The organism is Saccharopolyspora sp. NPDC050642 (assembly GCF_040654735.1).
GTDB lineage: Bacteria > Actinomycetota > Actinomycetes > Mycobacteriales > Pseudonocardiaceae > Saccharopolyspora > Saccharopolyspora elongata.
In genome coordinates this window covers 41,402-63,317 of record NZ_JBFAIN010000013.1, presented here as the reverse complement: position 1 = coordinate 63,317, position 21,916 = coordinate 41,402, and the positions used below count along the sequence as shown (strand labels likewise).

Genomic DNA, 21,916 nt, shown 5'->3' with positions numbered 1-21,916 from the left:
CAGCGGCGCGGCCGGGCTGTCAGGCCGCTGTAAGACGGCTGTCATCGCCGGTCGGCACTGTTGCCGGCGTGTCGAAAACGCAACGCAACCCACGACGCTGGCTCGTCCTGGTCGTGCTGTGCCTGAGCACCCTGGTCCTGACTATCGACAACCAGGTGCTCACGGTCGCGATCCCGGTGCTGGTCCAGGACCTGGGGGCGGACTCCCAGGACATCCAGTGGATCGGCGACGCCTACATCCTGACCACCGCGGGCCTGCTGCTCACCGCGGGCAGCCTGTCGGACCGGTACGGACGACGGCGGGTGATGATCATCGGCCTGGCCCTGTTCGGGCTGGCCTCGCTGCTGGCCGCCGGCGCGGCGAGCTCGGGCGAGCTGATCGCCTACCGCGCCCTGATGGGCGTGGGCTGCGCGCTGGTGCTGCCGAGCACGCTGTCGATCCTGATCACGGTGTTCGACGACGAGGAGCGGCGCAAGGCCACCTCGGTCTGGTCGTCGGTGCTGATGGTCGGCATGATCGGCGGCCCGATCCTCGGCGGGGTGCTGGTCACCGGCTTCGGCTGGGGATCGGTCTTCCTCATCAACGTCCCGATCGCGGTCCTGGCGATCATCGCCGCGCTCGCCCTGATGCCCGAATCCCGGGCGCCCGCCCGCCGGGCCGACCCGCTCGGCGCGGTCCTGTCGATGGTCGGGCTGACCGTGGTGGTGTGGGCGATCATCGAACTCCCGGTGACCGGCCTGACCCACCCGGCGAGCCTGATCCGGCTCGCGGTGGCCGTGGTCGTCCTGATCGCGTTCGCGGTCTGGGAGACCAGGACGGCGTCCCCGATGGTCCCGCTCGCGCTGTACCGGGACCGCGATTTCTCCGGCGGCAGCTTCGCGCTGGTCCTGACGCAGGTCGGATTCGGCGGGCTGGTCCTGGTGTTCACCCAGTACCTGCAGTTCGTCCTCGGCTACACCCCGACCCAGGCGGGCGCGATGATGGTGCCCATCGCGTTGGCCACCATCCTGACCAACGCCCTCGGCGCCACCCTCGGCGACAAGATCGGCAACCGGACCATGACCGCGGTAGGGCTGACCGTGGTGGCCGTCGGATTCGCCTTGCTGGGGAGCCTTTCCCCGGACAGCGGTGTCGTCGCGGTGGCATCGGCGCTGACGGTGTTCGGCATCGGAGCCGGCCTGGCGCAGCCCGCCGCCGTCGCAGCGCTCATGAACGCCGTTCCGCCGGAGCACGCGGGCGTCGGATCCGCGGTGAACGACACCATGCAGCAGGCCGGCGGAGCGCTCGGGATCGCCATCCTCGGCAGCGTGCTGGCCGCGAACTACACCTCCGCGATGCCCGAGACCGCACCAGAACCGGCCCGCACCTCGATCGGCGATGCGCTCGCGCTGGGCGATGCCGGGCTCGCGCACGCCGCTCGCGAGGCGTTCAGCTCGGGCATGGCGATCACCTGCTGGGCCACCGCCGCGCTCGTGCTCGCAGCCGCCGTGCTCGCCCGCCTCGTCATGAAGGGCCGCACCACCCCCGCCCCTCAGCGGGTCACCGCAGAGGTCTGACGTACGAACCCGAACCCATTGGAGCTCAACATGAAGATCACCGTGGACCAAGTGAAGTGCACCGGCGGCGGCCAGTGCGTGCTCGCCGCCGAGGAGGTGTTCGACCAGCGAGACGCGGACGGTGTCGTGGTGCTGCTCGACCCGGCACCGCGGGCCGACCTGCACGATGCGGTGCGGGAAGCCGCGATGCTGTGCCCCGCTGCTGCGATCCGCATCGAGGAAACGCCGTGACCATCCCCGACGACGTACTGATCGTGGGCGCGTCCGTGGGCGGCCTGACCGTGGCGGAGGCCTTGCGCCGCAAGGGATTCACCGGCCGGATCAGGATCGTCGGCGAAGAACCTCGCCCGCCCTACGACCGGCCGCCGCTGTCCAAGGAGGTCCTCATCGGACGGTGGTCCGCGGAGGCGATCCACCTGCGCCCCGCCGGCGGGCTGGACGAACTGCAGGTGGACTGGCTGCTCGGCCACCGCGCCGAGCGGCTCCGGCTCGACACCCGCACGGTCGCGCTGGACCGGGGCAAGGCCCTGTCGTACGGGGCGCTGGTGATCGCGACCGGCCTGGTGCCGCGCCGACCGGCCGGCTTCGCCGACGCGCACACCCTCCGGACGCTGGACGAAGCACTCCGCCTCAAGCAGGACCTCCAGACCGCACGGCGAGTCGCGGTGATCGGCGCGGGAGTCCTCGGCTGCGAGGTAGCGGCCGCCTGCTGCGCTCTCGGCAAGCAGGTGACGCTCATCGATCCGGGACCGGTGCCGATGGCGTTGCAACTCGGGGCCGAGCTCGGCGGTCACGTCGCCGCACTGCACGAATCGCGCGGCGTGCGGCTGCGCACCGGCGTCGGCGCCGCCCGGCTCATCGGTGCCGACGGCAAGACCTCCGGGGTGGAGCTGACCTCGGGCGAGGTCGTCGAGGCCGATCTCGCGGTGCTGGCGACCGGGTCCACCCCCGCCACCGGATGGCTGGCGGACAGCGGCCTGCGCCTGGACGACGGGGTGGGCTGCGACGCCTCGCTGCGCGCCGCCGACGACGTGTACGCGGTCGGCGACGTCGCCCGCTGGCACGACCCCGGCACCGGCACCACCGCGCGGCTGGAAACCCGCACCAACGCCACGGAACAGGCCCTGGTCGCCGCCGACAACATCCTCGGCGGGGACCGCCGGTACAGCCCGATCCCGTACTTCTGGTCGGACCAGTACGACACCAAGATCCAGGTGCACGGCGTCATCGCGCCCCAAGCGCGGATCCGGATCGCCGAAGGCGATCCCCGCGAGGGCCGCTTCCTCGCGCTGGCCGAAGGCGACGACGGGGTCACCGCCGCCATCGGCTGGAACCACCCCCGCGGCGTCCGCACCGCACGCCGCATGCTGCGAAACCCCTTACCAGTAGGAGGAATTCGATGATGGCAGAACCTTTCACCAAGCTGGAGCTGCTGTTCCAGCGGTCTCCCGAGCACCCGTTCCACCTGCCGACGGAGCTCGTTCGCCTGCGCGAGGAACAGCCGCTCGTGCGGATGACCTACCCGGACGGGCACGAGGGCTGGCTGGCGACCGGTTACGACCAGGCTCGCGCCGTGCTCGCGCATCCCGGGTTCAGCAACCGGTACGAGCTGCTGCACATGCCGATGCCCGGTATCACCGAGCCGTCACCTCCCGCATCGCCGGGGGACTTCCTCGGATTGGACGGGCCGGAGCACACCCGCTACCGCAGGCTGCTGGCCGGGAAGTTCACCCCGCGCCGGATCCGCCTGCTGGCGGAGCGGGTTGCGGAGTTCACCGCGGAGCGCCTGGACGCGATGCAGCGGCAGGGTTCTCCGGCGGACCTCATGGAGTTGTACGCGCGACCGATTCCGGCGCTGGTGATCTGCGAGCTGCTGGGCGTCCCCTACACCGACCACGAGAAGTTCCAGCACCTCGCCGAAGGCGTGGTGCTGCGCGACGGGGCCACCCCGGAGGACCAGATCGCCGCGATGAAGGGGCTGCAGGACTACATCAGCGAGCTCGTCCTGGCCAAGCGCGCCAACCCCACCGACGACGTCCTCAGCGAACTGACGACCAGCGACCTGACCGACGAGGAGCTGTTCGGACTCGGCGCCTTCCTCCTGTTCGCGGGCCTGCACACCACGGCGAGCGTGATCGGCATGGCCACCTTCGCCCTGCTGATCAACCCCGACCAGCTCGCCGCCCTGCGCAACGACCCGGACCTCGCCGACGGAGCGGTCGAGGAATTGCTGCGCTACACCGGAATCGGCCCCTGCACGGTGCGGGCGGCACTGGAAGACGCGGAAATCGACGGCCGGCTGATCAAGGCGGGAGAAAGCGTCACCGTCTCGATGGACGCGGCCAACCGAGACCCGGGCAAGTTCCCCAACCCGGACGCCCTGGACCTGCGCCGCAACGCAACGGGACACCTCACCTTCGTCCACGGCGTCCACCAGTGCCTCGGCCAACACCTCGCGCGGATCGAGCTGCGAACGGCACTCCCGGCACTGGTCACCCGCTTCCCGGATCTGAGCCTGGCGATCCCCGCGGAAAAAGTCCCGATGCACACCAACTCGAACATCTACGAAGTGGAGAAACTCCCCCTGACCTGGACCGCCTGACCCCCACCCGGCCCAGCGAGATCCTCTCGCTGGGCCGAGTCACGCATGCCGTCGCCGCCACTCATCGCCGCAGAGAAGGCGCGATTCCCATGTGCACTTCGAAGCCCGTCACGAACTCCGCGTCGCGGATATGCTCCTGACTAGAGACCTGGAACGCGGAGTGTCGGCGATCTCCCTCGGTTGGGGTGCGGTCGAGAGCACAGTGGGTATTGATGCACTGTGCAACCGAGGGTGCAATACTGCACTATGAGATGAATCGTGCAACTAACCTTCGCGAGCGGCGCATGGCCGCGACCGCTGCTCAGGTGACCTCCGTCGCTCTCCGGCTGACCGCCGAACGCGGGCTGTCCGGGTTCACCGTCGAGGAAGTCTGCGAGCAGGTCGACATCTCCCGCCGCACCTTCTTCAACTACTTCGCCTCCAAGGACGACGCTGTCCTGGGAATCACCGCACGCAAGGACGACGACGCGCTCACGGACCAGTTCCTGGCGCGCGGCAACTCCGCGAGCCCCGGACTCTCGCCGACCCTGCTCGACGAGCTCGCCGAGTTGGCGGTGCAGCGCTGGGAACGCGCGGACATCACGGCCGAGAGCATCCGCGACGTCCTCGCCGTGTTCGAGCGCGAGCCCCGGCTGCTCACCCGGTTCGTCGAGAAGATGCAGCTCGACGAGCAGTCCGACGTGGAACTCGTCGAGCAGCGCGAGGGCCTCGCTCCCGGTGATCTCCGCGCCGCCGCCGCCGTGCAGGTCATCCGCGCCCTGATCTCGGCCTCCGTGCGGGAATTCCTCACCCTGTCGAACTCCGACTCCTTCGCGGAGATCCTCGCCCGCCGGCTGGCCGCCGCCCGCGAGCTCTTCGCGCCGAACCTCGAACGGAAGTCATGACCACCACCGCGCCCGCCCCGCTGCTGCTGACGCAGCGACGGATCTGGATCATCTTCAGCGCGCTCATCGCGGGCATGCTGCTGTCCAGCCTCGACCAGACGATCGTCGCGACCGCCATGCCGACCATCGTCGGCGATCTCGGCGGTGTCGAGCACCAGGTGTGGATCACCACCGCCTACCTCCTCGCGACCACGATCGTCATGCCGATCTACGGCAAGTTCGGCGACGTCCTCGGCCGGCGCCGGCTGTTCCTCATCGCGATCGCGCTGTTCACGCTCGCCTCGGTGGGCTGCGCGTTCGCCACGGACTTCTGGACGTTCGTGGTGTTCCGGGCCATGCAGGGCCTCGGCGGCGGCGGGCTCATGATCCTGTCGCAGGCGATCATCGCCGACATCGTGCCCGCCAACGAGCGCGGCAAGTACCTCGGCCCGCTCGGCGGCATCTTCGGCCTGTCGGCCGTCGGCGGCCCCCTGCTCGGCGGGTTCTTCGTCGACCACCTGACCTGGCAGTGGGCGTTCTACATCAACATCCCGGTCGGCATCGCCGCCTTCATCATCGCGCTCGTCGCGCTGACCCTGCCGAACAAGAAGGCGACCCAGCCGATCGACGTCCTCGGCGTCGTGTTCCTCTCCATCGCCACGACGTGCCTCATCTTCTTCACCGACTTCGGCGGCGACAAGGCGCACGGCTGGACCGCGGTCGAGACGTGGGCCTGGGGCCTCGGCCTGCTCGCCGCGACGGTCGCGTTCGTCATCACCGAGGCGCGCGCCGCGGACCCGATCATCCCGCTGAGCCTGTTCCGCAACCCGATCTTCGTGAACGCCACCGCGATCGGCCTCGCGCTGGGCCTCGGCATGTTCGCCGCCATCGGCTTCGTGCCGACGTTCCTGCAGATGTCGTCGGGGACCTCGGCCGCCGCCTCCGGGCTGCTGCTCCTGCCGATGATGGTGGGTCTCCTCGGCACGTCGATCGCCTCGGGCGCCGCGATCACCAGGACCGGCCGCTACCGGATCTTCCCGATCGTCGGCACCATCATCACCGCCGTCGCCATGGTCCTGATGACGACGCTCGCCGCCGACACCCCGATCTGGCTGATCTGCGTCTACCTGTTCATCTTCGGCGCCGGCCTCGGCCTCATCATGCAGGTGGTCGTGCTGGTCGTGCAGAACGCGGTGCCGCCCGCCATGATCGGCACCGCGACGAGCACCAACAACTACTTCCGCGAGGTCGGTGCCGCGCTCGGCACCGCGGTGTTCGGCACGATCTTCACCACCCGCCTCACCGAGAACCTCACCGGGGTCTTCACCGCCTCCGGCGCCTCGGCGTCGGACGCCTCGACCGCGACCGCGACGCTCGACCCCAAGACGCTGAGCCAGCTCCCCGAGCAGCTCCGCGACGGCGTGGTCACCGCCTACGCCGACGCCCTCGCGCCCGTGTTCTGGTACCTGCTGCCGTTCATCGGCATCGCCTTCCTGCTCGCCCTGGTCCTCAAGCAGATCCCGCTCTCGGACGTCGCCGGGCTCGTCGCCCGCGGCGAAGCGATCGGCGGCGAGGAGGCGGAGCGGCTAGAAGCCGAGCAGCGCACGCAGAACGGGCCGGAGGCCGCGAGCACCGGCGCACGCCGGGAAGGATCCGAAGATCCGGTTTCCTGACCACCGCCTGCGAGCACTGCCGGCCTGCCGGCAGTGCTCGCAGGTTCTCCGGGGAATGCGAAGATCGAGCCATGTCTGAAGGACGCGACACCGCCACCACCGCACCCGCCGGATGGGACGGCGAGGACTACCAGCGGCGCTTCGACGCATTGGCGGCTTCCGGGGCGGATGTCCACGGCGAAGCGGACTTCGTCCGCGCCTTCTCCCCCGCGAGCGTCCTCGACGCCGGTTGCGGGACGGGCCGCGTGGCGATCGAACTGGCCCGGCACGACATCGAGGTCGTCGGGGCCGACGTCGACGGCTCGATGCTGACCACCGCCCGCCGCCTGGCCCCGGGGATCTCCTGGATCCAGGCCGACCTGGCCGGGCTCGACCTCGGACGGACCTTCGACGTGGTCGTCATGGCCGGCAACGTCCCGCTGTTCACCCCGCCCGGCACGCAAGCGGCACTCGTCTCGGGCGTGGCCCGCCACGTGCGCCCCGCGGGACTGCTCATCGCCGGTTTCAGCCTCGACCGCGGTTACCGGATCGCGGACTACGACGCGCACGCGGCGGCGGCCGGGCTCACGCTGAGCGACCGGTTCGCCACCTGGGACCGGGCCCCCTTCACCGACGGCGACTACGCGGTTTCGGTCCACACCCGCTGAAGTCCACAAGAGACAGTCGTCGTTCCGCTGCCCTTTCAGGCTTCGCAACCTGCCCGCTGGGACAGTCCTCGCCGGATGCGGCGCTGCCTGTCATGGGGCGCGGCTACGTTGAGCCTCCCGTGAGGTGCCGCCGGGCTGGGTGTTCCGGCGCCGTGGGTTGAGGAGACTTCTGTGCAGTCGGCTTCGGGCGACGCTTCGGTGTTCGTCTTTCGCATGTGGCGGCGCGATCTTGCGGCTGTGGAGTGGAAACCAGGACCTCGGCTGCTGGTGCACATCGCCGAAGACGGGAGCGCGGTGCCGGAGCAGCTGTCCTGGGTCACGCGGGACGGCGCGGAGTCCTCACTCGCCTTCGCGCCGGACATGAGCGATCGCTTCGGCCACCGCCGAGCGGACAGCGCCCACCTGATCCAGGTTCGCGGCGAGCTCGAAGGCCGGGAGGTCCTCGAGGACGCCGACGGTGTCCACGGGTTCGAGTTCACCACCGAAACCCTGAGCAAGGGGTGGCACCCGGCGGGACAGCTGCGGTTCCTCATCAACGACGGCGAGGAGTCGCCGCTGCAGTGGGTGGCGTGGCGAGACCGGTCGGGCGACGCGTACTCGGTCGGACTGTGGAAGCCCGGTTGGTCCGGCGAGTCCGAGGAATTCACGGTCGCCAGCTTGACCCTCAAGAAAACCGCCGCCGAATTCATGGGCTACCGCCAGCCGGCGGGCCACGACCCGGTCGCCTACCGGGGCACGCTCGTGGAGCCCCCCGGAATCGCCGCTGTTCGAGGAGGCGCGCGAACCGGTGGCGCTGGAGGAGGTTCCGGCCGGCACGCCGCACGTCTCCGCTACCGACGCGCTGACGACGCTGATGGACTCCGTCTCCTTCGCCAGTGGGTGCTGCCTACTCTGCGACGAGGTAGGGCACCTCTATGAGGAAGCGCTTCACCTCTACCGGCGCAGGGAGGCAGCGGACATCTCGTGCTGACCGCAGGGGTCAGGTGACCCGCTTCCAAACCAGCATCGGACCGTCGTCCCGCTGGATCTCGCCGGTGTTCACGAAACCCAACTTCTCCGCGACGCGCTGGGAAGGCTTGTTGTCGAGGTCGGTCAGGATCACCACTGCGCGCCCTGTCTCCGCCCGGTCCGCCCAGCCGACGGCCGCCCGCGCCATCTCCGGGGCATAGCCCAGGCCCCAGTGCTCGGGCCTGAACCGGTAGAACAGGTTGAGCATCGGCTCCTCGGCCACGACGTGGTGGCGCAGCCCGCCGAAGCCGATGACCTCGCCGTTCTCCGGCAGCACCACCGCCCAGTACCCGATGCCGTCCCGCTCCCAATGCTCCTGCCACTGGGCCAGCATCTCGGCCGCCTCCGCCGGGGACGGCGGCCCGACCGGGTTGAAGCGGTTGGTATCCGGATCGGACAGGATCGCCACTGCGGCCTGCAGGTCTTCCGCCTCCACCCGCCTGAGCAGCAGCCGGTCGGTGCGGATCTCCTCCGGTTTCGCGGTCATGGCCGCGACGGTAGCGATGAGGACCGACATCCGTGCGCGATCACCTTCGCCGACCGTTGGCCGGCCGCTGAAACCTACTGCTGGAAACAGCCGGAAACACCGTTAACGGAATAGACCCTCAGTGCACGTAGCAGGCGTGGGATCGCAAGCACGCCCATGAGAGCGAAGAGACCCACCCGTACCTCGTTGGCAAGCGGACTTGCGTCAGGAACGCAGGCCGAGCCCGTGCATCCGGGGCACACCTTGCACGAGTTCGCCGTGAACTTCGATGGGCTCTGCCCCTACCCGCGAACCCTGGAGAGGTTCGACAGGGAGCTGGAATCACTGCCGATTCGTTCGCCGTACCGAGCAACGGCGGCTCAGATCGCCGAGAAGCTGGCGCGCAGCAATCGTGATCCGCGGTGCAAGGTCTGCCAGCCGCCCCTACCTGGAGCATGGACCTCGGAGACGTCTGGGCACCCGGGAGCCGCAGCAGCCACGTCCTGATCGAGGATCACTTTGCGTTAACCAGACCCGTTGGCCGCGACAACACCGGCGACGTCATCCCTCCGCCCGAGGCTTGTGAATCGGACTCACTACCCCCAGCGATGACGGCTTCCCTGATCGGCCTCCCGGCGTGCCGGTGAACCCCGACTTCCAACGTCTCGTTGAGAGCCACCAGCGTCGGCAATCAGCCGATCAACAGCGCAGGCAGGACGCAGAGGACGAGCGGCAGCGCGAGAAGGCGGAGCGCACCTGGCGCGAACGTTGGTCGTTAGTTCGTGGGGCCACGAGTCGTACCACTCGAGCGCGGTCCCGACGAACGCGGCGAAGGCGATCCGCCGCGCCTCGGCATCGGTGACACGCGGTTCGTCGCGCATAGCAGCACTTCTCATCGGAACTCCGTTGCACAGTGGGAACCCGGTGATCCTGTGCGGTCAGCGTGCTCGCACCGACACCTCGGCACAATGACGAAATGCCGCTACTTCCCGGGAGCGGCTTGGGCAAATGCACACGAGCACCAGCGGCCAGTGATCGCCACGCAGGCCGCCGATGAGCACTCCCCCCGGTCGGCCGCTCGCACCGCACAATGAGGCGGACGACCTGGAAGATCGCGACGGAATGGGCGAACACACATGTCGGACGTCGATATCGCGCCGGGCGGCCCGCTGCGCGGCCTGGTGCACGCGTGCCTGGACGACCTGGACGAGCTGGTCGACGACTTCATCGCGGAGCTGAGCGCGATCGAGCCCTACGCCAGCGGCGCGGTGCCGAACGAGGAGCTGCGCGAGGACGCCGAAGCCAGCATCGAACTGCTCCTGCGCACCGCCGCGGGGCTGCCCGTGCCGCAGCGGCTCGGCGACACCTGCGAACGGATCGGGCGCAGGCGCGCGCACCTCGGCGTCCCGCTGGAAGTCCTGCTCCGCGCGGTGCGACTGGACTTCCGGGTGATGTGGTCGGCGTTCCTGCGCCGGGTGGACCGGTCCGAACTCCCGCTCCTCGTGCACAACACCGTTCGCGTCTGGGACGTGGTCGAGGAGTACAGCGCCCGGGTGCACCTGGCCTACGAGAACGAGGCCGCCGTGCTGGCCAGGGAACGCGACGACGAACGAAACCGCCTGGTGGATTCGCTGCTGGCCGCCGAGGGACGTGATCCGCAGGTCGTCGAGCAGGTCGCGCAGGCGCTCGGCATGAACGCGAAGGGCGACTTCCTGGTCGCGGCCGCCCCCGTCGACGCGCCGCGCCCGCTGCGCCAGGCGGCCGACCGGTTGCGGGCCACGTCCGTTCCGGCCCACCTGCAGGACGTCGACCGGCGCCAGGTGCTCATCGCCGAGCTGCCGAACCGGGCGCCGGGGACACCGGGGCGGTGGCTCGACTCCGTGCCGTGCGGCGTCGGGCCGATTGCGAACGGGCTCGCCGACGTGCCCCGGGCGCTGCGGATCAGCGTGGAAGTGGCCGCGACGATCAGCGGCGAGGACGGCCGGCCGCACCACCTCGTCGAACGGTGGCCGCATGTCGTCGGCGCCCGCCTGGGCGAGGTCGCGGCAGCCTTGCGGGACGAGGTGCTCCCCGCACCGGCCGCCGGCACGCCGCACGAGCGGGCTCGCATGCTGGAGACCGTGCGGGCATATCTCCGGTCCGGTTCGATCAACGCGGTCGCGAACGAGGTCTTCTGCCATCGCAACACCGTGCTCAACCGGCTGCACCGGTTCGCCGAACTCACCGGGCACGACGTGACCCGGCCGGAGCACGCCGCCGCGGTCCTGGTCGCCCTGGCCTGCCGGGAACGCGCGGACGGCGAGGTCGCCCCTGGCTGATCGGCTGCGCCGCGGCTTGTGCATACGCCCAAGGAAATCGCCGATTCCGGCGGCGGGCAGCAATTCCCCACGAGCCCGGGTTCGGGTCGAATGGACGGCACGAACGAGCCCCACCGACGATCACGACAACAGCGACGACTGGGATCCGGCCGATCGAGGATCCGAGGAGCCGCGAACCCGCCCAGAAGGACCTGATCATGAGAAGCGCCTCCGCCTCGCCGGCCCCGGACGAGCAGAACACCGCACTGCTGAAGGACTTCGCGACGCTCTCGGCATTCGGAGCCACACCGGGCGGCGGAGTCGATCGCCAGGCCGCCACCGCTGCCGACGGCGAACAGCGCGCCTGGCTGCACCGGTGGCTGACCAGCCACGGCTTCGAAGTGCACTACGACGGCGTGGGCAACCAGTTCGGCCTGTTCACCTTCACGCCGGGCGCGCCGTACGTCCTCAGCGGTTCGCACCTGGACAGCCAGCCGCTCGGAGGCCGATACGACGGTGCCTACGGTGTTCTGGCGGCAGCCCACGCCGCGCACCGAGCCGTCGAGCGCTGGAGGGCCTCCGGCGATTCCCCGCGCTACAACGTCGCCGTCGTCAACTGGTTCAACGAGGAAGGTTCCCGGTTCAAGCCGAGCATGATGGGCAGCGCGGTCTTCGCCGGGAAGCTGCCCGCCGAGACGGCGCTCGCCACGACCGACCCGGCGGGGACCTCGGTGCGGGCCGCGCTCCGCGAGATCGGGACGATCGGCGACTACGCCGGGCCGGAGTTGGCCGCATACGCCGAAATCCACATCGAGCAGGGGCGAGAACTCGAGAACGCGGGCACCACGATCGGACTCGTCGGCTCGACCTGGGCGGCGCGCAAGTACCAGGTGATCGTCCGCGGCGAGCAGTCGCACACCGGATCGACGATCATGGCGGACCGGCGCGACGCGCTGTTCGGCGCTTCCCTCCTGGTAGTGGCCGTGCGCGAACTGGCGGAGCGGGCCGCGGCCGTGCCGCTGCACACCTCGGTGAGCGAGATGTACATCGAGCCCAACTCGCCGGTGGTGGTGGCCCGCGAGGTGCGGATGCACGTCGACCTGCGATCCCCCGACGAGGCATTCCTCGACGACGCGGCCAAAGAGCTCGCCGAGTCCATCCCCGGCATCGAGGAGCGCGCGGCGGTCGACATCGAGGTCGTGCAGACGCACGGATGGGGTGTGGCGCCCTTCCCCCAGGCCGGGGTGGATCTCGCCGCCGAGGTGGCCGACGAGCTGGGGCTCCAGCACCGGACCATGATGACCATCGCCGGTCATGATTCGGTGAACATGAAGGACGTCACGCCCGCGGTCATGCTCTTCGTCCCCAGCGCCGACGGCATTTCCCACAACGAAGGCGAATTCACCCCCGATCACGACATCTGCGCGGGCGCCGACCTGCTGACCGAGGTGATCCACCGCCTCATGTCGGGCGCCCTGGAATCCCAGCGGTAGCGCCGGAAACGGCGAGACCCCGTCCTGGTGGACGGGGTCTCGCTGTCCTCTTCGGACCGGTTCAGCTCGTCAGAGGCGAGCTGACGCGGTCGGGATCAGGCGAGGTCGAACCGGTCGAGGTTCATGACCTTGTCCCACGCGGCGACGAAGTCGCGCACGAACTTCTCCTTCGCGTCGTCGCTCGCGTAGACCTCCGCGAGCGCCCGCAGCTCGGAGTTCGAGCCGAAGACGAGGTCGGCGCGGCTGCCGGTCCACTTGACCTCGCCGGAGTCGTCCCGGGCCTCGAAGGTCTGGGCGTCCTCCGACACCGGCTTCCACGTGGTGCCCAGGTCGAGCAGGTTCACGAAGAAGTCGTTGGTCAGCTCGCCCGGGGTGCCGGTGAGGACACCGAGCGCCGAGCCGTCGTAGTTCGCGCCGAGGACGCGGAGACCACCGACGAGCACGGTCGTCTCCGGGGCGCTCAGCGTGAGCAGGTTCGCCTTGTCCAGCAGCAGGTACTCGGCCGGCAGCCGGTTGCCCTTGCCCTGGTAGTTGCGGAACCCGTCCGCAGCAGGCTCGAGCGCGGCGAACGACTCCGCGTCGGTCTGCTCCTGCGACGCGTCGACGCGGCCCGGCGTGAACGGCACCTCGACGTCGTAGCCCGCGGCCTTGGCGGCCTGCTCGACGGCCGCAGCCCCACCGAGGACGATCAGGTCGGCCAGCGAGACCTTCTTGCCACCGGTCTGCGCGGCGTTGAACGACTCCTGGACGCCCTCCAGGGTGCTCAGCACCTTCGCCAGCTCGTCGGGGTTGTTGACCTCCCAGCCCTTCTGCGGCTCCAAGCGGATGCGCGCGCCGTTGGCGCCACCGCGCTTGTCGCTGCCGCGGAACGTCGAGGCCGACGCCCACGCGGCCGAGACCAGCTGCGAGACGCTCAGGTCCGAGTCGAGGATCCGGGCCTTCAGGGCGGCGATGTCCTCGGCACCGATGACCTCGTGGTCGACCTCGGGGAGCGGGTCCTGCCACAGCAGGGTCTCCTCGGGCACCTCCGGGCCGAGGTAGAGCGACTTCGGCCCCAGGTCGCGGTGGGTCAGCTTGAACCACGCCCGGGCGAACGCGTCGGCGAACTCGTCGGGGTTCTCCATGAAGCGCCGCGCGATCGGCTCGTAGACCGGGTCGTACCGCAGCGAGAGGTCGGTGGTCAGCATGCTCGGCGCGATCCGCTTCGACGAATCGTGGGCGTGCGGCACCGTGCCTTCGCCCGCGCCGCCCTTCGGCTTCCACTGCTTCGCGCCGGCCGGGCTTTCGGTCAGCTCCCACTCGAAGCTGAAGAGGTTCCAGAGGAAGTTGGTGGTCCACCTCGTCGGCGTCGAGGTCCACGTGACCTCGAGACCGCTGGTGATGGTGTCGGCGCCCTTGCCGGTGCCGAAGGAGTTCTTCCAGCCCAGGCCCTGCTCCTCGAGCGCGGCGCCTTCGGGGTCGGCGGCCAGGTTGCTGTCCGGCGCCGCGCCGTGGGTCTTGCCGAAGGTGTGACCACCGGCGATCAGCGCGACGGTCTCCTCGTCGTTCATCGCCATGCGGCGGAAGGTCTCGCGGATGTCGCGGGCCGCGGCGATCGGGTCCGGGTTGCCGTTGGGGCCCTCCGGGTTGACGTAGATGAGTCCCATCTGGACTGCGGCCAGCGGGTTCTCGAGTTCCCGGTCACCGCTGTAGCGCTCGTCGTCGAGCCACGTGGTCTCGGGGCCCCAGTAGACGTCCTCGTCGGGCTCCCAGACGTCCACTCGACCACCGGCGAAGCCGAAGGTCTTGAAGCCCATCGACTCCAGCGCGACGTTGCCGGCCAGGATCAGCAGGTCGGCCCACGAGATCTTCTGGCCGTACTTCTTCTTGACCGGCCACAGCAGGCGGCGGGCCTTGTCGAGGTTGACGTTGTCCGGCCAGCTGTTCAGCGGCGCGAAGCGCTGCTGACCGGCGCCGGCGCCACCGCGGCCATCGCTGATGCGGTAGGTGCCCGCGCTGTGCCACGCCATCCGGATGATGAGCGGCCCGTAGTGACCGAAGTCGGCCGGCCACCAGTCCTGCGAGGTGGTCAGGACCTCTTCGATGTCCCGCTTGACGGCGGGCAGGTCGAGGGTCTTGAACTCCTCGGCGTAGTCGAACTCCTCACCCAGCGGGTTGGCCACCGGGGGATTCTTCGCGAGGATCTTGAGGTTGAGCCGGTTCGGCCACCACTGGCGGTTCCCCCCGCCCTGGGTCGGGTGCGGCGCGCGCCCGTGCGCGACCGGGCACTTGCCTGCGCTCGCCTCCTTGTTGTCTCCAACAACGGCGTCAGGGCTGTCAGTCACGGGAGTTCCCTTTCAGGTTCAGCTGTTCTGTTCAGCGGCGGGGTCGGGCGAGCAGGAGGAGCACAGTCCCCAGTAGATGACCTCGGCCTCGTCGATCGTGAAGCCGTGGGCATCGGAGGCGGCCAAGCAGGGGGCCGCCCCCACCGCGCAATCGACATCGACGATGGCACCGCACGACCGGCACGCGAGATGGTGGTGGTTGTCCCCGACTCGCGCCTCGTAGCGGGCCACGGACCCCATCGGCTGGATGCGGCGCAGCAAACCCGCTTCGGTCAGCGCGCGCAGCACGTCGTAGACGGCCTGGCGGGAAACCTTCGGGAGTTCTCTGCGCACTACACCGACGATGGAGTCCGTATCGGCATGCGGATGCTCACGCACCGCGGACAGCACCGCGACCCGAGGCCGGGTCACGCGCAGCGCGGTCTTGCGCAACATGCGCTCAAGATCCGCCGTGGTCGTTGGCACGCGCAGAGCCTGCCGCATTTTCTGGAACTAATCAAGAGTGAGTCCCGCCTCGCCCACGGATCTCCGAAGCACCCGGACACCGGGAGTGGTCGAGATCATGCAAATCGCCCAGCCCGGCCGCCCCGCGAGGCGATCATCGCATCATTCCTAGCTCAGGAAGCAGGCATAGGCCTGTTCCGGGCAGCGGCTCGCGGGGATATGGCCACGACAAGTACCGCACGCAGGCCCGAAAGGTCGGAATCACACCGGTGATCGCTCGCCGCGGCGCGGAGCACGGCTCCGGGCTGGGCGTGTACCGGCGGGTGGTCGAGCAGACCTTCGCGCTGCTGCCCTGGTTCCGCCGATTTCCTACGCCTGGCGCGCGCAATCATCTGCTTCCGCCGACTGGTCGACCTGTCACTTCGCCAGGAGCTCCAAGAGCCTGTTGGCCCGGCCTGCTGCCGGCACCGCGGTTCGTCGACACGAACGGCGTCCGCCTCGCCGTCTACGAGGCGAAGCCGGAGCGGGTCGCCCGGGACGTCTGCGTCGTGCTCTGCCACGGCTTCCCGGAGCTGGCCGCCTCCTGGCGGCACCAGCTCCGGCCGCTGGCGGACGCCGGATTCCACGTGCTCGCGCCCGATCTGCGCGGCTACGGCCGCTCGACCGGCCCGGCCGACCCGACTGCGTACAGCATCGCGGAGACGACCACCGACGTCGCCGGGCTGATCGCGGACGCCGGCTACGACCGCGCGGTGGTGGTCGGCCACGACTTCGGCGGCATGATCTCGTGGTGGATGCCGCACCTGCACCCCGAGCGCGTGGCCGGCGTCATCACGCTCAACACGCCGTTCGGGTACTCCCGGGAGAACCCGCTGGAGAAGTACCTGGAGGCCTACGGGCCGCGCAACTACGTCGCGCACTTCCAGACCCCGGAGCTGCAGGCGCTCATGGAGCGCGACCCGGCGCGGACGCTCCGGTTCTTCTTCCGCCGCGACACCGGCGCCGGCACCACCCTCTCGCGCACCGGCCGGCACGATGCGGAGTCGATGAGCTTCAGCCACCTGCTCGCCGACGACGAGGCCACCTGGCCCGGCGAGGTGCTGGTCGGCGACGAGGAGCCGACCACTACGCCGAAGCCTTCGCGCGCACGGGGTTCGGCGGACCGCTGGGCTGGTACCGCAGCATCCCGGGGAACTGGCGGGTGCAGTCCGAGGTGTTCCCGGAGGGCGCCATCGCGAAGCTGACCGTGCCGGCGCTGATGATCGCCGCTCGCCGGGACGCGATCTGCCACCCGGACCTGAGCGACAACCTGCTCCAGTACGTCGAGACCCTCGAGCGCCGCATGCTCGACACCGGTCACTGGACGCAGCAGGAGGATCCGGAGGGCACCAACGAGATCCTCCTGGAGTGGCTCACCCGCCACTTCTGAACCGACGCCCCAGGGGTGAGCGCGCGGCACCGGACGGCGAGACCGGCCGGCGCCGCGCGCCAGGTCTCCAGTGAGCTCGAACGGCGCTGCAGCAGCACGCCACGCCACGCCACGCCACGCCACGCCACGCCACGCCGAAAAGTGTTGCGCTACAACAGAACAACGACCCGCGCCGTCGCCGAAAACGCCCGCGTCACCAACGTCGCGACCCCATGCGGCTAGGCCAGGAGCTCCCTGGCAAGCACTCCGCCCCACCACTGCTCGACTTGATCGGGCGACCAGCCGCGTTCCGCGGTGAGCGTGGTGTAGACGTCGACGTTGCACAGGGCCCCGTACACGTCGACGGCGGACTGCACGTCCAGGCCCTGCCGAAGGGTGCCGTCCGGCCAGGCGGAGAACGCCTGGATGCGGGTCTCGTCGCCGCGCCGGCGCCCCTCGCCGTAGGCCTCCGCCAGCTCGGGTTCGGTGCGCCCCGCCTCGCGTAGCAGCACGATGACGTCGCCCGCGCGCTCGAACAGCCGCCTGTCGTACGCCGCCATCGCCGCGAGCTGCCGCGCGTAGTCCTCCCCTGCGGCGTCGAGCTCGGCGACCATCTGGCCCACGTCGGCCGACATGTCCGCCGCATCCGCCAGGGCTCGGGTCAGCCCGGACTTGTTCCCGTACGCCGAATAGACCGTCGGCGCGGAGACTCCCGCCTCGCGCGCCACGTCCCGCACGGTGGTCGCCGCCCAGCCGCGCGCGACGAACAGCCTGCGTGCGGCGCGTGCGATCTCGGCCCGCGTCTCGTGCGCTTGCGCGGTGCGGCGCAACGAGTCGTACCGGCGCCGGCCTGGTTCTGGATCCATGGTGACCCTCGTCGTTTGTCGCTGTCTATATTGATTATATGTTGCGTAAAACCAATTCGTTCGCACGGGTCGGCGGCGTCGCCGGCATCGGCTTCGCCGCCACCATCGTTGGCAGCAACGCGATCGCCGCGCCCGCCGGCCTGCCGCTGACCGGCGCCGACATCGGCGAGGTCAACGCGTTCTTCGGTACGAAGACCGGCATCGTCGGGATCTCGTCCGCGCTCACGCCCACCGCTTGGGTCTTGGCCACGTTGTTCGGCGCGAGCGTGGTCGCTGCACTGCGTCGGTCCGAGCACGACCGGGGCGAAGCCTGGTCGCTGGTCGGACTGGCCGGCCTGATCCTGCAGAACGCCACGTTCGCCGGCGTTATAGCGATACGCCTCGCACTCGGAGCGACAACCGCGCAGGACAGCACGGCCAACTCGGGGCTGTGGGCGTTGCACGACGCGTTGTTCACCCTCAACGGCACCTTCCTGGCGCTTGGGCTGGTCGGTCTGTCCATCGCCGGGCTGCACGCCGGCCTCGTCCGGCCTTGGCACGGGGCGCTGGGCCTGTTGTCCGCCGCACTGCTGTTCAGCTCCGCGAGCCTCACGCCGGTGATCATGACCCAAGGCGGCCCGCTCGCCCTGCTCGGCCTGGCCGGGTGGCTGATGTGGGTCGGCTGGATCGTCCTCTACGGCGTCGAGCTCATCCGCCTCGCCCCGGCTCGCGTGCCCGCCTGACCTGCCCGGCGGGCGACCTCTCCGGCGAAGGCGAGATGACCCTCACCCCGTGCCCCGCTCGAGTTCCGGCCCCCGGGCCATCGTGCCGTCCTCGGCCATCACCTCGACCAGCACGCCGGCCGGGAAGCGGCCCGCGAGGACGGCGAGGTCGTGGGATGCCTCGGTGTGTCCGGAACGCTGCAGGGCGCCGCCCGGCCGCACGGCGAGCGGGAAGATGTGGGCCGGGCGGGCGAGGTCGTCCGGGCGGGTCGCCGGATCGCACAGGGCCTGGATCGTGTCCGCGCGGTCGAAGGCGCTGATCCCGGTCCGGCCCTCGCCGGGGAGGTCCACCGAGACGGTGAAGGCGGTGTCGTGCACGGCCGTCGAGTTGGCGTCCATGCGCGGCAGGGCGAGCTGGGCGATGCGCTCCTCCGACAGGGAGACGCAGATCAGGCCGCGGGCGTGCGTCGCCATGAAGTTGATGTCCTGGGCGGTCACCAGGTCCGCGGCCATGATCAGATCGCCCTCGTTCTCGCGATCCTCGTCATCGACCACGACGATCATCCGGCCGGCTGCGATCTCGGAAATGGCGTGCTCGACGCTGGAATTAGACATGGCCGAACATTGATACCGACCAGTTTGGTTTGTCAATTGACCGAACAGCGACCGGAATGCTTTTCGAAACGGGAATCCGAAGCCGGAGATCCTCCTCCGCGCATTGCCGCGAGCGGACACCGGACCGCGCTGCGCCGACAGGCGCGCTTCACCCCGACGCCGTCAGAATTCCGCCGACGGCGGGAAAACGCCGAACGCGGCCCGATCCGGGCCGCGCGGCACTAGACCATCACGCGCGCAGGCCGTCGACCACCATGCGCCCGAACTGCTCGCCGATCTGCCGCGGCGTGAGCCGGCCCTCGCCGCCCACTTCGAGCCACGTGTAGCTCCAGGCGCACATGCCGATGATGCCGAACGCCGTGATCCGCGCGGGGCCCACGTCCTTGAACACGCCCGCGTCGATGCCCCGCTGCACCAGGTCGACGACGGCGTTCTCGAACTCGTCGCGCTTCTGCCGGATCTCGCCGAACGACTTCTCGGACAGGAAGCGCTGCTCCTGCAGGAAGATCGAGATCTCGGACTTGTAGATGCCCAGCGGCTCCATCAGCACTTCGGTCACCATCTGCGCCAGCAGCTCGTCGAGCGGCGCGTCCCTGGCCAGCACCGCACGCGCGCGGTCCAGCTGGAAGTCGATGAACTTGTCGTGGATGCTGTGGAGCAGATCTTCCTTGGTCTGGAAGTAGTAGTAGAACGCACCCTTCGTGCGCCCGGCGGCGTCGACGATGTGCTGCACCGAAGTCGCGTCGTAGCCGTACTTCTCGAACAGCGCCACGGCGGTGTTCAGCAGCAGGGTCCGCGTGTTGTCCACGTCGCGGCGAACCTGCGAACCGCCGCCCGCGGCCCCACTCCCCCTGCGCGTTGCCATTACCCCGGGTCACTCCTCGTGCCGCTCCGCATCGACCACAACAAGCTCGCAGTTCACGACCGCGTTCCGAATGCCTGCAGCAGTTACATGCTAATCGGTCGGTATCCAAGGGACCAAAGCAGGTCCGGACCAGGCCATTCCTGGCACATGAAGTCGCGATCAGCGCCCGATCAGTCCCCGCACCCGCGCAAATCCGCCGGAAGCGCGCGGGCCACCGAATAGTCCGCGCAGCGGAATTCCCCTGCCGCGCGGGTCGCGGTCGGTCGGGCGGCGCGGCCCCGGTGACCAGCGATCACCACGGGCCGCCCGCCGTCGCGGCATTGCGGAGAACGCCGGCCGGAACAATTCCCGGGCGCGGGCCGGAATCAAACCAGGTTCTGGTTGTACCCGCGCGCGGAGCAGCGGGAGCACGTGCTCGCGCACCTGCTGCACGCCCTTGTGGGGGTCGAAGAAGCACAGGGCGACCTGCTCCACCCCCGCCTCCCAGCCGGTCGCGCCGCCGTACCCGCTCCACATGCCGGGAGAAAGAGAAACCATCGCGCGAGCCCGGCCGCGCTCCCCCAGCGGTTGTCACTCGTGCACAAACGGTCCGCCGATCTTGTGCCCGCGAGCCGTGGAACGGCGCGGAGCCGCGCCGTAGGCTTGTGCACCAGTTCACAGAGCAGGCCCGGAGGTGACAGCGTTGTCCCCACCTGCGTCGAGCGCGTTGTCCGCGATGACGAGCGACGCCGATCCGGAGATCAGGTCGCTGGTTTCCGAGACCGCGCGGCGGCTCAACGACCAGCTGCCCGGTCTCGCGCTGGACATGAGCGATCTGCTCGCGCACCGCATCGACAAGCTGGATTCCGACGGCTACCTCGTGCAGCTGCTGCTGGCCAGCGTCGATGCCAACATCAAGACGATCGTGCACGTGCTCACCAACCACATCCCGATCGAGCACCTGCAGCCGACCACGGCGGCGGTGGAGTACGCGCTTCGCCTGGCGCAGCGCGACATCCCCGGAAACTCGCTGGTGCGCGCCTACCACATGGGGCAGGACTACCTCATCCAGCGCGTCTACGACGAGGTGCGACGGCTCGACTGCTCCGCCGACACCCAATTGCTGGTGCTGCACCACATCTCGCGCGTGGTCTACCGGTACATCGACTGGATCTCGCTGTACGTCGTCGACGCCTACGAGGAGGAGCGCAAGCGCTGGAACAACACGCGCGGCAGCGTCCAGTCCTCGCTGGTGCACAAGATCCTCAGCGACGATCCCGTGCCCGCGGCGGCCTTCGAAGCCGAAACGGCCTACCGGCTGGGGCAGTTCCACATCGCCGCGATCATCTGGAGCCCCGACTCCTCCACCGATCAGCTGCGCACCCTGGGAGAACGCGCGCGAACCCTCGCGGTCCGCTGGAACTCGTGCGGTCCGCCGATCGTCACCGCGATCGATCGCGCCACGGTGTGGGCGTGGATTCCGCGCGGGAGGAACGCGGAGGCGATCGACATGGCCGATGTTCGCCGTTTCGCCGAGGAGGCGGGCGGTTGCCGCATCGCGCTCGGCCTGCCCGGCTGCGGAACCGCCGGATTCCGGCGCTCGCACGCGCAGGCCCAGGCCGCCCGCTCGGTGGCGTTGGCCTCGCCGGACGACCGGACGCCGCCGGCGGTCGGGTTCGGCGACCAGGGCGTCGCGATCGTGTCCATGCTCGCCAAGGACATCGACGAGACCCGGCAATGGGTGCGCGACGTCCTCGGCCACCTCGCCGTCGCCAACGAGCACGCCGCCACGCTGCGCGAGACGATGCGCATCTTCTTCCGCACCGGCGAGAACTACGCCCGGACCGCAGAACTGATGCACCTGCACCGGAACACGGTGAAGTACCGGATGAACAAGGTCTTCGGCGAGGGCAGCACGCCGACCTCCTACGACCGGATGGACGTCGCCCTCGCCCTGGAGGTCTGCCACTTCCTGGGAGAACGCGTCCTCCACCAGCCCGACCACCCCTGACTCCCCCAGGGCCGACTCCCCCGGGGTGCGGTCCTCCCGCAATTTCCATTGAAATTGAAGGTCCAATTTCAATGGAAATTGCGGGGGAACGACGGGCG

General features: G+C 69.6%; 21 protein-coding genes and 1 pseudogene. 15 read left to right on the top strand and 7 right to left on the bottom strand.

Features of this window, described 5'->3' with window-relative positions; all coding sequences use genetic code 11:
* Positions 1–68 precede the first annotated feature (68 nt).
* From AB0H93_RS21305 to AB0H93_RS21270, 8 genes are all read left to right on the top strand, one after another.
* Positions 69–1,556, top strand: a complete 1,488-nt coding sequence (locus AB0H93_RS21305) for an MFS transporter (RefSeq protein WP_358574702.1) — start codon at positions 69–71, stop codon at positions 1,554–1,556.
* A 30-nt stretch (positions 1,557–1,586) separates the two neighbouring features.
* The gene (locus AB0H93_RS21300) at positions 1,587–1,787 is read left to right on the top strand and encodes a ferredoxin (protein WP_358574701.1); all 201 of its coding nucleotides are present in this window, start codon (positions 1,587–1,589) and stop codon (positions 1,785–1,787) included.
* Positions 1,784–2,959 carry an FAD-dependent oxidoreductase gene (locus AB0H93_RS21295; RefSeq protein WP_358574700.1) on the top strand — a complete coding sequence of 392 codons (1,176 nt, stop codon included), beginning with the start codon at positions 1,784–1,786 and terminating at the stop codon, positions 2,957–2,959. The genes AB0H93_RS21300 and AB0H93_RS21295 overlap by 4 nt, the downstream gene beginning before the upstream one ends.
* Positions 2,959–4,158, top strand: coding sequence for a cytochrome P450 (locus AB0H93_RS21290; protein ID WP_358574866.1), 1,200 nt, complete (start codon positions 2,959–2,961; stop codon positions 4,156–4,158). The genes AB0H93_RS21295 and AB0H93_RS21290 overlap by 1 nt, the downstream gene beginning before the upstream one ends.
* 284 nt (positions 4,159–4,442) lie before the next feature.
* Positions 4,443–5,042 (top strand): helix-turn-helix domain-containing protein, encoded by a 600-nt coding sequence (locus AB0H93_RS21285; protein WP_358574699.1) that lies wholly within the window; start codon positions 4,443–4,445, stop codon positions 5,040–5,042.
* Positions 5,039–6,694 (top strand): MDR family MFS transporter, encoded by a 1,656-nt coding sequence (locus AB0H93_RS21280; RefSeq protein ID WP_358574698.1) that lies wholly within the window; start codon positions 5,039–5,041, stop codon positions 6,692–6,694. The genes AB0H93_RS21285 and AB0H93_RS21280 overlap by 4 nt, the downstream gene beginning before the upstream one ends.
* 71 nt (positions 6,695–6,765) lie before the next feature.
* On the top strand, positions 6,766–7,341 hold the full coding sequence (locus tag AB0H93_RS21275) for a class I SAM-dependent methyltransferase (RefSeq protein ID WP_358574697.1): 576 nt from the start codon (positions 6,766–6,768) through the stop codon (positions 7,339–7,341).
* A gap of 171 nt (positions 7,342–7,512) precedes the next feature.
* Positions 7,513–8,259, top strand: a complete 747-nt coding sequence (locus AB0H93_RS21270) for a hypothetical protein (protein WP_358574696.1) — start codon at positions 7,513–7,515, stop codon at positions 8,257–8,259.
* 61 nt (positions 8,260–8,320) lie between these two features.
* Here AB0H93_RS21270 and AB0H93_RS21265 read toward each other — a convergent pair whose 3' ends face one another.
* Positions 8,321–8,836 (bottom strand): GNAT family N-acetyltransferase, encoded by a 516-nt coding sequence (locus AB0H93_RS21265; RefSeq protein WP_358303355.1) that lies wholly within the window; start codon positions 8,834–8,836, stop codon positions 8,321–8,323.
* Between the two features lie 1,115 nt (positions 8,837–9,951).
* On the opposite strand from AB0H93_RS21265, the gene AB0H93_RS21260 reads away from it, so the two are divergent.
* A complete protein-coding gene (locus tag AB0H93_RS21260) occupies positions 9,952–11,133 on the top strand; it encodes a helix-turn-helix domain-containing protein (protein WP_358574695.1) in 1,182 nt (393 codons plus the stop codon).
* Between the two features lie 197 nt (positions 11,134–11,330).
* Complete coding sequence (locus AB0H93_RS21255; protein WP_358574694.1) at positions 11,331–12,605, top strand: M20 family metallo-hydrolase; 1,275 nt, start codon at positions 11,331–11,333, stop codon at positions 12,603–12,605.
* Between the two features lie 95 nt (positions 12,606–12,700).
* Here AB0H93_RS21255 and katG read toward each other — a convergent pair whose 3' ends face one another.
* Positions 12,701–14,929, bottom strand: a complete 2,229-nt coding sequence (katG, locus tag AB0H93_RS21250; RefSeq protein WP_358574692.1) for a catalase/peroxidase HPI — start codon at positions 14,927–14,929, stop codon at positions 12,701–12,703.
* 18 nt (positions 14,930–14,947) lie between these two features.
* A complete protein-coding gene (locus tag AB0H93_RS21245; RefSeq protein ID WP_358574691.1) occupies positions 14,948–15,364 on the bottom strand; it encodes a Fur family transcriptional regulator in 417 nt (138 codons plus the stop codon).
* 221 nt (positions 15,365–15,585) lie between these two features.
* Here AB0H93_RS21245 and AB0H93_RS21240 point away from each other — a divergent pair.
* The 3 genes and pseudogenes from AB0H93_RS21240 to AB0H93_RS21230 all read left to right on the top strand — a co-directional run.
* A pseudogene (locus tag AB0H93_RS21240) lies at positions 15,586–15,738 on the top strand (IS5/IS1182 family transposase); the annotation flags it as partial.
* Between the two features lie 183 nt (positions 15,739–15,921).
* Complete coding sequence (locus tag AB0H93_RS21235; protein WP_358574864.1) at positions 15,922–16,617, top strand: alpha/beta hydrolase; 696 nt, start codon at positions 15,922–15,924, stop codon at positions 16,615–16,617.
* The gene (locus tag AB0H93_RS21230) at positions 16,575–16,802 is read left to right on the top strand and encodes a hypothetical protein (RefSeq protein ID WP_358574690.1); all 228 of its coding nucleotides are present in this window, start codon (positions 16,575–16,577) and stop codon (positions 16,800–16,802) included. The genes AB0H93_RS21235 and AB0H93_RS21230 overlap by 43 nt, the downstream gene beginning before the upstream one ends.
* Positions 16,803–17,020: 218 nt before the next feature.
* Here the strand turns inward: AB0H93_RS21230 and AB0H93_RS21225 are convergent, their stop codons facing one another.
* The gene (locus tag AB0H93_RS21225) at positions 17,021–17,647 is read right to left on the bottom strand and encodes a helix-turn-helix domain-containing protein (protein WP_358574688.1); all 627 of its coding nucleotides are present in this window, start codon (positions 17,645–17,647) and stop codon (positions 17,021–17,023) included.
* Between the two features lie 38 nt (positions 17,648–17,685).
* On the opposite strand from AB0H93_RS21225, the gene AB0H93_RS21220 reads away from it, so the two are divergent.
* On the top strand, positions 17,686–18,369 hold the full coding sequence (locus tag AB0H93_RS21220) for a hypothetical protein (RefSeq protein WP_358574686.1): 684 nt from the start codon (positions 17,686–17,688) through the stop codon (positions 18,367–18,369).
* A 42-nt stretch (positions 18,370–18,411) separates the two neighbouring features.
* Here the strand turns inward: AB0H93_RS21220 and ribB are convergent, their stop codons facing one another.
* From ribB to AB0H93_RS21205, 3 genes are all read right to left on the bottom strand, one after another.
* Positions 18,412–18,963, bottom strand: a complete 552-nt coding sequence (gene ribB, locus AB0H93_RS21215; protein ID WP_358574685.1) for a 3,4-dihydroxy-2-butanone-4-phosphate synthase — start codon at positions 18,961–18,963, stop codon at positions 18,412–18,414.
* Between the two features lie 229 nt (positions 18,964–19,192).
* Complete coding sequence (locus tag AB0H93_RS21210) at positions 19,193–19,828, bottom strand: TetR/AcrR family transcriptional regulator (RefSeq protein ID WP_358574684.1); 636 nt, start codon at positions 19,826–19,828, stop codon at positions 19,193–19,195.
* 159 nt (positions 19,829–19,987) lie between these two features.
* A complete protein-coding gene (locus AB0H93_RS21205) occupies positions 19,988–20,365 on the bottom strand; it encodes a hypothetical protein (protein WP_358574682.1) in 378 nt (125 codons plus the stop codon).
* 145 nt (positions 20,366–20,510) lie between these two features.
* Between AB0H93_RS21205 and AB0H93_RS21200 the strand changes: the two genes are divergently transcribed.
* Positions 20,511–21,818, top strand: coding sequence for a helix-turn-helix domain-containing protein (locus tag AB0H93_RS21200; RefSeq protein WP_358574681.1), 1,308 nt, complete (start codon positions 20,511–20,513; stop codon positions 21,816–21,818).
* Positions 21,819–21,916: the final 98 nt, after the last annotated feature.